The organism is Arthrobacter sp. Y3221087 (genome assembly GCF_059089905.1).
In genome coordinates this window covers 215,552-228,337 of the sequence record NZ_JBNHFE010000001.1, presented here as the reverse complement: position 1 = coordinate 228,337, position 12,786 = coordinate 215,552, and the positions used below count along the sequence as shown (strand labels likewise).

The 12,786-nt window shown below is 67.3% G+C and carries 12 protein-coding genes and 1 pseudogene; 9 read left to right on the top strand and 4 right to left on the bottom strand.

Annotation, left to right across the window (positions count from 1 at the left end; all coding sequences use genetic code 11):
* Window positions 1–8: 8 nt before the first annotated feature.
* The 5 genes and pseudogenes from nagB to AC5RUO_RS00995 all read left to right on the top strand — a co-directional run.
* On the top strand, window positions 9–788 hold the full coding sequence (gene nagB, locus AC5RUO_RS01015) for a glucosamine-6-phosphate deaminase (protein WP_494102540.1): 780 nt from the start codon (window positions 9–11) through the stop codon (window positions 786–788).
* The gene (locus tag AC5RUO_RS01010; protein ID WP_494102539.1) at window positions 773–1,609 is read left to right on the top strand and encodes a copper homeostasis protein CutC; all 837 of its coding nucleotides are present in this window, start codon (window positions 773–775) and stop codon (window positions 1,607–1,609) included. The genes nagB and AC5RUO_RS01010 overlap by 16 nt, the downstream gene beginning before the upstream one ends.
* Window positions 1,606–2,808 (top strand): N-acetylglucosamine-6-phosphate deacetylase, encoded by a 1,203-nt coding sequence (locus AC5RUO_RS01005; protein ID WP_494102538.1) that lies wholly within the window; start codon window positions 1,606–1,608, stop codon window positions 2,806–2,808. The genes AC5RUO_RS01010 and AC5RUO_RS01005 overlap by 4 nt, the downstream gene beginning before the upstream one ends.
* A 114-nt stretch (window positions 2,809–2,922) precedes the next feature.
* Window positions 2,923–3,912, top strand: a complete 990-nt coding sequence (locus AC5RUO_RS01000) for a DUF222 domain-containing protein (RefSeq protein WP_494102537.1) — start codon at window positions 2,923–2,925, stop codon at window positions 3,910–3,912.
* A 195-nt stretch (window positions 3,913–4,107) separates the two neighbouring features.
* Window positions 4,108–4,617: pseudogene (locus AC5RUO_RS00995) on the top strand (HNH endonuclease signature motif containing protein); the annotation flags it as partial.
* 191 nt (window positions 4,618–4,808) lie between these two features.
* Here the strand turns inward: AC5RUO_RS00995 and AC5RUO_RS00990 are convergent.
* The 3 genes from AC5RUO_RS00990 to AC5RUO_RS00980 form a co-directional block, all read right to left on the bottom strand.
* Window positions 4,809–5,636 (bottom strand): MBL fold metallo-hydrolase, encoded by an 828-nt coding sequence (locus AC5RUO_RS00990; protein WP_494102536.1) that lies wholly within the window; start codon window positions 5,634–5,636, stop codon window positions 4,809–4,811.
* Window positions 5,637–5,677: 41 nt separating this feature from the next.
* Window positions 5,678–6,568 (bottom strand): Rieske (2Fe-2S) protein, encoded by an 891-nt coding sequence (locus AC5RUO_RS00985; protein WP_494102535.1) that lies wholly within the window; start codon window positions 6,566–6,568, stop codon window positions 5,678–5,680.
* Window positions 6,569–6,708: 140 nt separating this feature from the next.
* Window positions 6,709–7,008 (bottom strand): putative quinol monooxygenase, encoded by a 300-nt coding sequence (locus AC5RUO_RS00980; RefSeq protein ID WP_494102534.1) that lies wholly within the window; start codon window positions 7,006–7,008, stop codon window positions 6,709–6,711.
* A 148-nt stretch (window positions 7,009–7,156) separates the two neighbouring features.
* On the opposite strand from AC5RUO_RS00980, the gene AC5RUO_RS00975 reads away from it, so the two are divergent.
* The 3 genes from AC5RUO_RS00975 (at window position 7,157) to glgX (ending at window position 10,340) form a co-directional block, all read left to right on the top strand.
* Window positions 7,157–7,450 (top strand): hypothetical protein, encoded by a 294-nt coding sequence (locus AC5RUO_RS00975; RefSeq protein ID WP_494102533.1) that lies wholly within the window; start codon window positions 7,157–7,159, stop codon window positions 7,448–7,450.
* A 142-nt stretch (window positions 7,451–7,592) separates the two neighbouring features.
* Window positions 7,593–8,009 carry an Hsp20/alpha crystallin family protein gene (locus tag AC5RUO_RS00970; RefSeq protein WP_494102532.1) on the top strand — a complete coding sequence of 139 codons (417 nt, stop codon included), beginning with the start codon at window positions 7,593–7,595 and terminating at the stop codon, window positions 8,007–8,009.
* A gap of 144 nt (window positions 8,010–8,153) precedes the next feature.
* Window positions 8,154–10,340 carry a glycogen debranching protein GlgX gene (gene glgX, locus AC5RUO_RS00965; protein WP_494102531.1) on the top strand — a complete coding sequence of 729 codons (2,187 nt, stop codon included), beginning with the start codon at window positions 8,154–8,156 and terminating at the stop codon, window positions 10,338–10,340.
* 2 nt (window positions 10,341–10,342) lie between these two features.
* On the opposite strand, the gene AC5RUO_RS00960 is transcribed toward glgX, so the two are convergent.
* Window positions 10,343–11,371, bottom strand: coding sequence for an Lrp/AsnC family transcriptional regulator (locus tag AC5RUO_RS00960; RefSeq protein ID WP_494102530.1), 1,029 nt, complete (start codon window positions 11,369–11,371; stop codon window positions 10,343–10,345).
* Window positions 11,372–11,502: 131 nt separating this feature from the next.
* Between AC5RUO_RS00960 and AC5RUO_RS00955 the strand changes: the two genes are divergently transcribed.
* Window positions 11,503–12,771: a M20 metallopeptidase family protein gene (locus tag AC5RUO_RS00955; protein WP_494102529.1), complete on the top strand. Its 1,269-nt coding sequence runs from the start codon at window positions 11,503–11,505 to the stop codon at window positions 12,769–12,771.
* Window positions 12,772–12,786 lie beyond the last annotated feature (15 nt).

Sequence of the window (12,786 nt, the reverse complement as noted above, 5' to 3'; positions counted from 1 at the left end):
ACTCCCGCATGGAAATCATCATCCTTCCCACTGCCGCCGATGTTGCCCGCACGGCTGCCGACGCCATCGAGGAACAGGTTCGCCGCGGACCGTCCGTCCTGGGGCTGGCCACCGGCTCCACGCCGCTGGGCACCTACCAGGAGCTCATCCGCCGGCACCGCACCGGCGGCCTGACCTTCGCCCAGGCGCAGGCGTTCCTCCTCGACGAGTACGTGGGGCTGCCCGCCGTACACCCGCAGTCCTACCACTCGGTGATCCGGGACGAGTTCACCGCCAGCGTGGACTTTGCCCCGGACGCGGTGCACGGACTGGACGGGATGGCAGAGGATCCCGAGGCCGAGGCTTCCCGGTACGAGGGCCTGATGGCAGCGGCGGGCGGGGTGGATATCCAGATCCTGGGCATCGGAACTGACGGTCATGTGGGGTTCAACGAGCCCATGTCCTCGCTGGGCTCCCGGACCCGGATCAAGACCCTGACCCGGCAGACCAGGCAGGACAACGCCCGCTTCTTCGACTCGGCGGACGACGTCCCGGACCACGTCCTGACCCAGGGCCTGGGCACCATCCGCGAGGCCCGGCATCTGCTGCTGCTCGCCATGGGCGAGGCGAAGGCGCAAGCCATCGCGGCCGCCGTCGAAGGTCCGGTCGCGGCAGTCTGTCCGGCGTCGGCGTTGCAGTTGCACCCGCACGTGTCCGTCCTGGTGGATGAGGCTGCGGCCTCCCGGCTGGCGCACCGGGAGTACTACACGGACGCCTTCGGTCGGAAGCCGGCATGGCAGGGGCTGTAAGCACGGGGTCGGCCGCTGATCCCGCCGGCGCAGCTCGGCCCGTTGCAGGGATTGCTGCCGGCCCCGTCCTGGAGCTTGCCGTGGAGGATGCCGACGGCGTCCGGTTGGCTGCCGCCGCGGGCGCCGCCCGGGTGGAACTCTGCGCCGCCCTGGCCGGGACGGACGGCATCACGCCGAGTATTGCCTCCGTGGAGCAGGCCTGCACCGTGGGCCTGCCCGTCCACGTCCTGGTGCGGCCCCGGCCCGGCAACTTCATCTACTCTCCCGGAGAGCTTGCAGTAATCGAGCGCGACGTGGCGGCGGCAATGGATGCAGGTGCCGCCGGTGTGGTGGTCGGGGTCCTGGCGGCCGACGGCGGACCGGACGCCTCCGCCGTCGGGCGCTTTGCCCAGGTGGCACGGCGCTGCAAGCCGGCCGCCGAGGTGACGTTCCACAGGGCCTTCGACGCCGCTTTGGCAGCCGGCTTCGACCCGGCGGAAGCCCTGGCCCGATTGGAGCAGGCAGGGGTGGACCGTGTCCTGACCAGCGGCGGCAGCCCGGACTGCACCCTGGGCCTTGGCATGCTCGTCCGGCTGGTGGAGCTGGGCCGGACCCACGCGCCGTCGGTCCAGGTCATGGCCGGCGGCGGAGTGACGCTGGAACTGGTACCGCGGCTGCTCGAAAGCGGCGTCCAGGCAGTCCACACTTCCGCCCGGGCACGCCACGGGCTCTCCGGAGGAGAGCGGGCGGCCGCCGCCGACCCTGGTTTGGCTGCGGCGATGGCCGCGGCAGTGGCAGGGGGACCCCTAAGGACACCCGCTGCGGAAGGGTCGGAAGTATGAGCAACGAAATGGTCCTGCGCGGCCGGATGGTTAGCGGAAGCATGGACATTGCGGACGGCGTCATAGCGGTCGACGCCGGCCGCGTCACCTATGCGGGGCCTACATCCGGATACCGCGGGAAGGCTGGGCCTGCGACCGAAAACATCCTGCTGCCAGGCCTGGTGGACCTGCACTGCCACGGCGCCAACGGCTCCGACTTCTCCCAGGGCTCCCTCGACGCCGCCCGGTCGGCGGCCCGCTACCTGCACAGCCGGGGTACCACAACGCTGCTGGCCAGCCTGGTGACGGGGTCACCGGGGAACCTGGTGCGCAACCTCTCTGTCCTGCGGACTTTGGCAGAGGAAGGACTGATTGCGGGATCCCACCTCGAAGGCCCGTTCCTGGCGGCAGGGCAGTGCGGCGCCCACGATCCCTCGCTGCTCCTCGAACCGGACCCGGCCCTGATGACCGAGATGCTTAAAGCCGCCGGACCATCCCTGGCGTCCATCACGCTGGCGGCCGAGCTTCCCGGGGCGTCCGGCCTGGTGGATCTGCTCGCATCACACGGCATCATCCCGTCCCTGGGGCATACCGCCGCGGACCCGGCGGCCGCTGCAGGGTTCCTGGAGCACGCTGCTGCCGGGTTATCTGCTCCGTCCAATCCAACCGGGCGGTTCAGGCCTACCGTCACGCACCTGTTCAATGCGATGCCAAGCCTGCACCACCGCTCCCCCGGCCCGGTATCGGCCAGCCTCAGTGCTGCCCGTGCGGGCAATGCGGTGGTGGAACTCATCGCAGACGGCGTGCACCTGGCGCCGGAAACGGTCAAGCTCGTGTTCGACCTGGTGGGCGCGGAAAACATCGCCCTGGTTACCGACTCGATGGCGGCCACGGGCCTGCAGGACGGGGCCTACCAGCTCGGTTCGCTGGCCGTCACCGTGGACCATAGCGTAGCGCGCGTGGACAGCACCGGGGCCATTGCCGGCGGAACTGCCACCTTGCTGGACATTGTGCGCACCACCATCGCCGCGGGTGTCCCCCTGCAGGACGCCGTACTGTCGGCAACAGGCGTTCCGGCCGCGGTCCTCGGGCTGTCCTCGCAGGCAGGCGACCTCCGTGCTGGCCTGTCCGCCGACGTCGTCGTTACCGACCCTGACCTCAAACTGGCGGGGGTCCTGCGCCGGGGCGAATGGGTGGCTGCCCTCGCACCCACACTGTAGGGGCGGCGGCAGCCCCGACGCCCGATCCCGGGGCCTGGCGGGGGCCTGGTGCGGGACAGGGGCAGGGGCGGGGGCAGGGGCGGGAATGTCGTACCCTGCCACGATGATGTGGGTATGGGAAACGGCGCAGTCATAGCAGCACCGATGGAGGGTGTTACTGCCACCACGGCTGCCATCAACGCGCTGTTCCTTGAGGAGGAAGCCCTTGCGGCTGCTTCGCTGGAGGCTGACGGCGGCAATGGTGTTGATCTTTTGGACGGCTCTACCGGTTCCGGTTGGAGCGGGTGGGCCTGGAAAAGCGGCTTGAGGGCTCAGGTCGCCGCACTCAAGGCTAGGGACGCTGCCCAGTCCCTCGACCTGCAGCTGGCCATGGCCCCGCCCGATGCCTCCGCCCACGAGCGCACCTACGCGGAAATATCAGCTGTGGAAGAAATTGCCGGGATCCTGACCATCAGCTCCGGGGCGGCCGCCGCGTTCCTGGCCCAGTCCCGGCAGGTGTGCTCGCTGCCCGCCGCCTACAACGCGCTGTCCACCGGATCCTTGTCCTGGCAGCACGCCCGGATCATCGCCGACGAAACGGACAACCTGGACCACGCCACCGCGACGGCGCTGGCGGATCATTTCCTGGACCCGGACGCGCCCAACCCGGCCCGCGGCTGCCCCGCCGGTAACCTCGTCCCCTCACGGTTCCGGGCCAAAGTCCGCGCCTGGCGCGAACGCCACCACCCCGAATCGATCGAGAAGCGTAACGCCAAGTCCGTCGCCGACCGCCGGGTCGAGTTCGCCCGTGACCGGGATGGCATGGCCTGGTTCTCGGTCTACCTCCCGGCCCACTCGGCGATGGCGGCCTGGAACAAGACCAGAGCTATCGCCCGCGGCCTTCAAGGACCCAACGAAACCCGGACATTCAACCCAGATCACAGCCGACGAGGTTGTCTGGCGCCTCCTCGCCCACACCACCAGCCCTTCCGCCGGCAGCACAGCCGACGGCAGCACCCTCGCAGGCAGCGGGGACACGGCAGGTACCGAGGGACCCACGAACAGCGGCGAACCCAGTACCGAGAGCGGACAACAAGCTGTCATCGGGGATCAGTTCCCCGATGAATTCCTCGGGCTTGCCACGCTTGTCGGGTCCGACGAACCAGCAGGGGACCTCGGCATCCCCGACAGCACTCACTTCGGGACCAACGGTCACATCGACGCAACCAATAACCCTTGCCCCCAGGACAACAGCACCGGCCAAGCCGGAAACAGCACCAACACCGCGTTCCTTGGCGCAACCAGCCTGGAGGCCGGAAAAGTCCCACACCCCGCGCCGACGTCATCGTCACCGTCCCCGTGCTCGCCCTGCTCGGCCAAACGGACGAACCTGCCATCCTCGACGGCTATGGCCCCATTCCCGGGTCGACGGCCCGCAGGCTCCTTGCCGACGGAGCGGATTCCTTCACCCGCGTCCTCGTCGACCCTCGCGACGGCGCACCCCTGGAAATCGGCCGCACCAGCTACCGGCTCACCAAGGCCATGAAACACGCACTCCGGCTCAGGGACGGCAAGTGCACCTTCCCCGGCTGCAACAACAACTCCCTGGACAACGAAGCCGACCACCTCACCGCCTGGCAACACGGCGGAACAACCGGCATCAGCAACCTGGCACAACTCTGCCCAAAACACCACCGGCTCAAACACAACAGCGGCTGGAGACCCACCCAAGCAACAGAAACTGAACCACCCGGCTGGAAATCACCCACCGGCCGCCACTACCCCAGCGAACAACCCGACTGGCAACCACCGCGTCTGCCGGCGGGAATGCCTTCCCCGGATGTGGCCGGCCCCGCTTTTGCCGTCCGGGACTCCGTTCGCGTCTCCTGCCGGCGTCATCAGTGTGGACTTTCGTCCGGCATTATCCCCGGCGGAAGAGTGCCTCCTGGGGTACCTGCGCAAGACCAGGACATAGCGTGCCTGCGGCGTGTTCCCACCGCAGTGCTAATCCGGTACGTCCGCTACGTGGCCCTGAGTCCTCCCCGGACCTGGCTGGGCCGGGTCCGATGTTTGGCCTCCTGCCCGGCCAATGCATGCAGCCGGGACACAACGTCCAGAGCCAGCGGACGCCCATGTCCAGGCGCCAGCAACCGGGGTCCCAAGTTGGCAAGGCGGTCCACCGATTCCATGGCTTCCTTCCAGTCCCAGGTGGTGTACCAAGGCGGACCTGCAAGGTCAGGCCTGGCCAGGAGGATGCCCGGAAGCGAGTTCAGGTTTACCGTCACCACCGCATCACCCGATAGCAGAACCCTGTCGCTGGGACGCCAAAACGCTACGTGCCCGGGCGTATGTCCCGGCGTCGGCACGGCGTTCCAGCCCGGCAGCTCGGGCACTTCCCTGCCGGGCGCCAGCGGTTGGACGACGTCGGAAATGTCGCCGCTGGCCTCGATCCGCCGGCGTACCCGGGCAGGCAGCGAGCGCATGATGGGCATAACCACCCACCGGTCCAACGGCATTGAAAAGTCGGCCCGGTACTTTCCCTGGGCCATGGGCAGCTCGGCCGGATGGACGTACACGGGCACTTGCCATAGCCGGGCCAACGTGCCGGCGGCACCGGAGTGGTCGGGATGGAGGTGCGTCAGCAGGATTGCACGAGGGTTTTCCCCGGGCCCGAGCATTCGCTGGACAGCCTTGTGTACGTGCTCCGCGCTGGCGGCCCAGCCGGTATCGACCAGCACCCGGGCCGATCCGGACCGGACAAAGTAGAGGTTGGACGCGAGTGCTCCCGTACCCGAGGTTATGAGGACAACCCCAGGAGCAATTTCCCGGATTTGGCTGATGCGCTTCATTGCCCTTCCATTTTCATCCAGGACACTGCGCTTTTACATCCTCAGCCGTCAGCGCCGGGCAGGCATACCTCCACGAGGCCGGCAGTGATACGGGTATCGAAGCGTGGCTGACGGGAGGTGGCAGGGCCGGCCTGCACCTCGCCAGTGCGCAGGGAGAAGGTGCTCCGGTGCCAGGGACACACGACGCAGGGTTCGCTGCCGCCCTTGGCATCTCCGTCCTTGAGTTTGCCTTCATGCAGCGGCCCGGACAGGTGGCTGCAGACGTCGGACAGCACGTTGACGTTGTCGCCCTCCCGGTGGACGAGCAGCGGCAGTCCGGCAACCTCGTGCTTGAGCAGCTTTCCCTCAGGCAGGTCCGAGAGCTGTGCCAGGGAATGCCATCCCGACGGGAAGCGGTGCGGTATCTCCTCGCTGTGGTTCACCCCGGCTGCCTGGCGGTAAGTGAGGTGGCCGCCCAGGAAGCCGCCGGCACTTACTGTCGCAAGTCCCAAGTAGGCCAGCACCTTTCCGCTGTTCTGGCTGCCCCTTGCCCGCTGGACCAGCGACGCAATGTAGAAGCCCGTTGCCGTCACGTTGGCGGCGGCATGCACCAGGCCCACCCTTTGCTGCTGCGGATGGAGTTGCAGCCAGTCATTGAAACCGGCCAGCGCGGACGGAAGCACACTTGCAGTGCCAACCCCCACCAAAATCCCGGCAGCCTTCCCCGTACCGGGGATTGCGTCCAGGACCCCGGCGGAAACCCAGGCCCCGATCGGGACCTGGACAGCAAGTGGGTGTACCGGATGACCGATGGGAACACCGTGGAGGACGTCCCTCGCCCATCGTGGACGGAGGACCTTCCTGACGACTTTCCGGACGCTCTTGGCCGCGGGGTCAAGCCATTCGGCGTCCTCGAGGCGGGTGACAAGCTCAAGTACAGGCAGCGGCTTCATGGGTCTCCCTTACCCTGTTTCCTGGAATCCAGTCGGTGCCCAGAGCCTAGCGGCTGGCCGCCCCGGGTAACAGGGCCAAGACAAGAGGGCAGGGACGAAAGGGAAGGCAGGAAGCAGCCGCATCCGGCGCCGGTACCCGGTTACCGCAGCGGCGACCCCAGCACCGTGAACTGGCTGCCGCCCATCTCGCCGGACAGCAGGGGCATTGCTTCGGCGATCGCGGCCCGCACGCTGTCCAGCTGCAGTGAGGTCCGGTGTGCCTCCGGCGACTCCCACAGTTCGCTCACAAACACCGTGTCAGGGGCGTCGTCGTTCACGCCTACCTCGTACAGCAGGCAACCGGCTTCCTTGAGTCCCGGCATGGGCCTGAGAAGGATGGACACGACGGCGTCCCGTTGGCCGGGCTTGGTTCCGAGGCTTCCCACATTCGCAAAGGTCATGGTGCCCAGTCTGCAGCATGGGTATGACCGGACAGGGTTAAACCTGAAACAGAATTTTGCCAAGTCTGCGTGATCCAGCTGGCCAGATTGGGTATAAACATAGTGGCTGAAGCAGTGGGCCAACCGGCAGCCCTTGGGAGCACGCGCCATGAAAGCCAACGGGACCTTCCCGCCCGCCATCGAGCTGGGCAGCACGCCTTCCGGCAGGATTTTCCATGCCTTCCACCATCTGCAGTTGGTGCCGACACCGGACCTCCTCCGTTTGAAACGTGCGCTTGAACTGGGCAGCCCCCCATTCGACAGCGCCGAACCGGACAGCAGCCAGCTGGACAGCGGGGAGAAGGGCACCGGTGCATCAGAAACCGGTCCGGCCCATGACCTTCTCCGGCGCATCGACGCGGAGTTGTCCCGCCGGCGCGAGCAGAGCCCGCAGGCGGGCTAAGACCATCCGCTCCGCGGGTATGTGGCCGCGGAAAACGGATGAGGGCAGTCCCTGGGCTACAGGGGCCGCCACCGCGGACCGGCGCCTTTGATGCCCGGGCACCGGTCCGCGGCCTAACCATCATTGAAAGGAGCACTCGAAAATGAGCAATGGCATTCTCCGGCGCACCGGAACGGACATCACCGAGCCGCTTCGGCGCTTCTTTGAAGGCGACCTGGACACATGGCTTCGAACCGAGGAGTACAGGGAGAACGGCACCCTGGTCATCAAGGCGGAAGTCCCCGGCATCGACCCCGACAAGGACGTGGACATTACCTTGACCGGTGACCAGTTGCGCATCACCGCGCGGCACGAGGAAAAGTCGGAGCACACGGGCAAGGAAGGCTACCGATCCGAATTCCGCTACGGCACGTTCTCGCGGGCAGTTACGCTCCCCGCCGCCGTGGACCAGGGTGACGTCAAAGCCACCTACACAGACGGCATCCTGGAGGTACGGGTTCCCCTGCCGGAACTCCAGGATGCTTCCGCCCGCCGGAAGATACCCATCACCAGGGGCTAGGAGGACGACGGCGGCGCGCGGCCGCCGTCGTCCGTTTCCCTTCTCCCCGGCTGGCTGGCCGGCTGGCTTCCCGGCCGCGCCCTGCTTCCCGCAGTTGTCGCACCCCTGTGATTGGATGGTGTCCTCTTCACGGGGAGGCGGGACATGGAAGTCTGGACGGGGAGCCCTTATCCGCTGGGTGCCACCTATGACGGCAGCGGCACCAACTTCGCGGTCTTCAGCGAGGCCGCGGATGCCGTCCACCTGTGCCTGTTCGATGACACCGGCACCGAGCAGCGGATCCGGCTCGAAGCCGTGGATGGCTTCGTCTGGCACTGTTACCTCCCGCACGTCCTGCCGGGCCAGCTGTACGGCTACCGGGTGGATGGCCCCTACAATCCGGCGCAGGGCATGCGCTGCAACCCCAACAAGCTCCTGATGGACCCCTACGCCAAGGCCTTCAGCGGTGCGATCACGTGGGGGCAGCCCATGTTTTCCTACAACTTCGGGGACCCGCTCTCCTTCAACACGGAAGACTCGGCGCCGAACACTATGCGTTCGGTGGTGATCAGCCCCTTTTTCGACTGGCAGCACGACCGCCCGCCCAGGATCCCCTACAACGACACCCTGATCTACGAGGCCCACGTCAAGGGCCTGACCATGACCCACCCCGATGTACCGGAGAAGGAACGCGGCACCTACGCCGGCGTTGCCCACCCTGCCGTGCTCGAGCATCTGCAGAAGCTGGGCGTCACGGCCATAGAGCTGATGCCGGTACACCAGTTCGTGCAGGACAGCGTCCTGAAGGACCGGGGCCTCAGCAACTACTGGGGCTACAACACCCTTGGGTTTTTTGCGCCGCACGAAAGCTACAGCTCCAGCACCAGGCCGGGCCAGCAGGTGCAGGAGTTCAAGGCGATGGTCCGCTCCCTGCATTCAGCAGGCATCGAGGTGATCCTCGACGTCGTCTACAACCACACGGCCGAGGGGAACCACCTGGGCCCCACCCTGTCCTTCAAGGGGATCGACAACCAGGCGTACTACCGGCTGGTGGACCACGAGAAGCAGCACTACCTGGATTACACGGGCACCGGGAACACCATCAACGTCCGCCATCCACATGCCCTGCAACTGCTCATGGATTCGCTCCGGTACTGGGTGCTGGAGATGCACGTGGACGGGTTCCGCTTTGACCTCGCCTCGGCCCTGGCCAGGGAGTTCTATGAAGTGGACCGGCTGTCCAGCTTCTTCGACCTGGTGCAGCAGGACCCCGTGGTCTCCCAGGTGAAGCTGATCGCCGAGCCGTGGGACGTTGGCCCCGGCGGCTACCAGGTGGGCAACTTTCCTCCCTTGTGGACGGAATGGAACGGAAAGTACCGCGACGCCGTCCGCGACTTTTGGCGCGGCGCCCCCGCCACCCTCGGCGAGTTCGCCTCCCGGCTTGCCGGTTCCTCGGACCTCTATGAAAGCTCAGGGCGCAGGCCTGTGGCGTCCATCAATTTCGTCACGGCCCATGACGGCTTCACCCTGCGCGACCTCGTGTCCTACAACGCCAAGCACAACGAGGCCAACGGGGAAGGCAACAACGACGGCGAATCCCACAACCGGTCGTGGAACTGCGGTGTGGAAGGCCCCACGGACGATCCCGAAATCCTCGCCCTTCGCGCACGGCAGCAGCGCAACTTCCTGGCCACCCTGCTCCTGTCTCAAGGGGTGCCCATGGTGGCCCACGGCGATGAGCTGGGGCGCACCCAGCTGGGCAACAATAACGCCTACTGCCAGGACTCGCCACTGTCCTGGATCGACTGGGACGCGGCCGACCAGCCGCTCAACGAGTTCCTGGCCGCCGTCAGCGCGCTCCGCCGGGAACATCCCACGTTCCGCCGCAACAGATTCTTCGAGGGCCGGCCGGTCCGGCGCAGCCTTGGCCAACCGCTGCCGGATATCGTCTGGCTCAACACCGACGCTTCCGAAATGGTGCCGGAGGACTGGGGCAATCCGCTTGCCCGCGCCCTGGGGGTGTTCTACAACGGCGAGGCAGTGGGCAAGGACCACCGGGGCAGGGTGATCCGGGACCACAACTTCCTGCTCTACTGCAATTCCGGCGAGGGACCCGTGGTGTTCACGCTGCCCAGCCCGGAGTATTCGCCCGCGTGGGAGCAGATGATCGATACCGCCGGCGAGCACGCGGACCAGGGGATCCTGGAGGCGGGCGGCACCGTGACGCTCGCGGCGAAATCGCTGCTGGTCCTGCGGGCGTACGCAAAGCAGCCGGAGAAGCCGGACCATTCCGTGGCTGCCTCGCTGGCGCTGGTCAAGGCGCCGGAGCCCGCACGCTTTCCCCGGGCCTGACCTCAGTCCGCGACGCCCAAGGTTCCGGCATGCACCACTGCGCCGCTGGCCGTGGTGTCGTCGTTCAGCATCCAGCCCACGCGCTTGACCGTCCGCAGCATCACCACGCTCTCAACCAGTTCGATGCCCGGTACTTTCTGCTGCAGCGCCAGTTCGGCGGTCATGACGTCGGCCAGCGACTGGAGCCACATGATGATCACGAAGTTGGTGGGCCCGGTGGTGGACGCGCTGAGCCGGACTTTGCTGATGGTGCGGAAGGCGGCGGCTGCCTCCTCATGCCTGCCGGCCGGGACGTTGGCGAACCACTGGCACGTCACCGGGAACGACGAGTAGCGCTGCGCCACCTCGCAGCGGAACAGCAGGATCCCGCTGGCGAGCACCCGGTTCAGCTGACGCTGCACCGTGGCGGGATGGCGGCCCAGCTCCCGGGCAATGTCCGCCGCCGTCGCCCTTCCGTCCCGCGCCAGGTACGGGAGCAGGGCCAGGTGGCTGGCTGGGAGGTCCCCCGCTGCCGCAGCTTGCCGGCCCGGGCCCTCGGCGCCTTGCCCCAGCGTCCGAAGGGTGGCCAGCTGGGCCTTGTCCAGGATGTTCAGCCGCCATTCGTCCGCGCTGGTGTGCAGCCGGGTGCAGAGCGCCGTCTGGTACTTGGTGAGCCCTTCGATGGTCTTCAGCCTGGCGGCGACGTTGGTGCTGAACTCCTCAAGCGACCTGGTGATGACGGTCAGCATCAGGTCGCGGTTGCTGGCCGCTTCCTCCACTGTGACGATCTCGGGCATGGCCGCCAGCTGGGCGGTGACGGCGGCCCGTTGGTTCATCTCGCAGTCAACGGCCACAAAGGCGAGGAGCATCTGCTGGGGGTTTCCGGCCAGGTGCGCAGTGACCCATGCCGCACCGCTGGACCTCAGCCGTTCCCAGCGCGCGGCCAGCGTGGTTGCGTGGACGCCCAGCACTTTGGCGGCATCGGCCCAGCCAAGGCGGGGGTGGACCTGCAGCACCTGAATCAGGGCAAGATCGTCCTCGCTGAGCTCCATGGACCCGCCCCTCCGTGCATGAATACTGCGGCTACCCAGAACCAGCAGCATAATTATTGCGCTTTCGGTGAATGTGAAGCGCGCCACTCCAGAATAGTCCACAAGCCGGAAGCCCACGCCAAGGAGTACAAGTGCCCATTACCGAAGACGCCCGCGACCTGCAGGAAGACCTGGTCCGCCTGCGCCACGACCTGCACCGGCAGCCGGAGATCGGCCTGCACCTCCCGCGCACCCAGGAGCGCGTCCTCCAGGCGCTGGACGGCCTGCCGTTCGAGATCACGCTGGGCAAGGAGACGACGTCGGTCACTGCCGTCCTGCGCGGCGCCGGCGGTTCACCCGTGGACGGCGGGTCCCCGGCGGGCGGCGGGTCCCCCATGGGCGGCAAGGCGACCGAACGGCCCGCCGTCCTCCTCCGCGCGGACATGGACGGACTCCCGGTGCAGGAGAAGACCGGAGTGGACTACACATCCCGGACCGACGGCGCCATGCACGCCTGCGGCCACGACCTGCACACGTCCATGCTCGCCGGAGCCGCCACGCTCCTGGCCGAGAAGCGGCACCTGCTCCAGGGCGACGTCGTCCTGATGTTCCAGCCCGGCGAGGAAGGCTGCGACGGTGCCAGCTACATGATCCGGGAAGGCGTCCTGGATGCCGCCGGCCCCCGCGTCCAGGCGGCGTACGGCATGCACGTCTTTTCCTCCCTGGAGGAACACGGCCAGTTCTGCACCAAACCGGGCGTCATGCTCAGCGCCTCGGACGGCCTGGAGGTCACGGTCCTCGGCGCCGGCGGCCATGGGTCCGCCCCACACGCCGCCAAAGATCCGGTGACCGCGGCGGCGGAGATGGTCACCGCGCTGCAGGTGATGGTGACGCGGCAGTTCAACATGTTCGATCCCGTGGTCCTGTCTGTGGGCGTCCTGCAGGCCGGCACCAAGCGGAACGTCATCCCGGAGACGGCCCGCATCGAAGCCACCATCCGGACCTTCTCCGAAGGCTCCCGCCTCAAGATGATGGAGGCCGTACCCCGGCTGCTCAAGGGCATTGCCGCAGCCCATGGCCTCGACGTGCACGTTGATTACCAGGAGGAATACCCCCTCACCATCACGGACGAGGACGAAACGCGCACCGCCGAAAAGGTCATCTCCGGCATGTTCGGCGAGCGCCGGCTCTCGCGCTGGGCCACCCCGCTCAGCGGTTCCGAGGATTTTTCCCGGGTGCTGGCAGAAGTGCCCGGCACCTTCGTGGGGCTCAGCGCCGTCGCGCCCGGCAGCGATCCCGCAACCTCCCCCTTCAACCACTCGCCGTACGCGACCTTCGACGACGGCGTCCTGGCTGACGGGGCAGCGCTCTACGCAGAACTGGCCATCTCGCGGCTCGCCGCGCTTTCCGCAGCTTCATAGCACCGCAGCGACTCC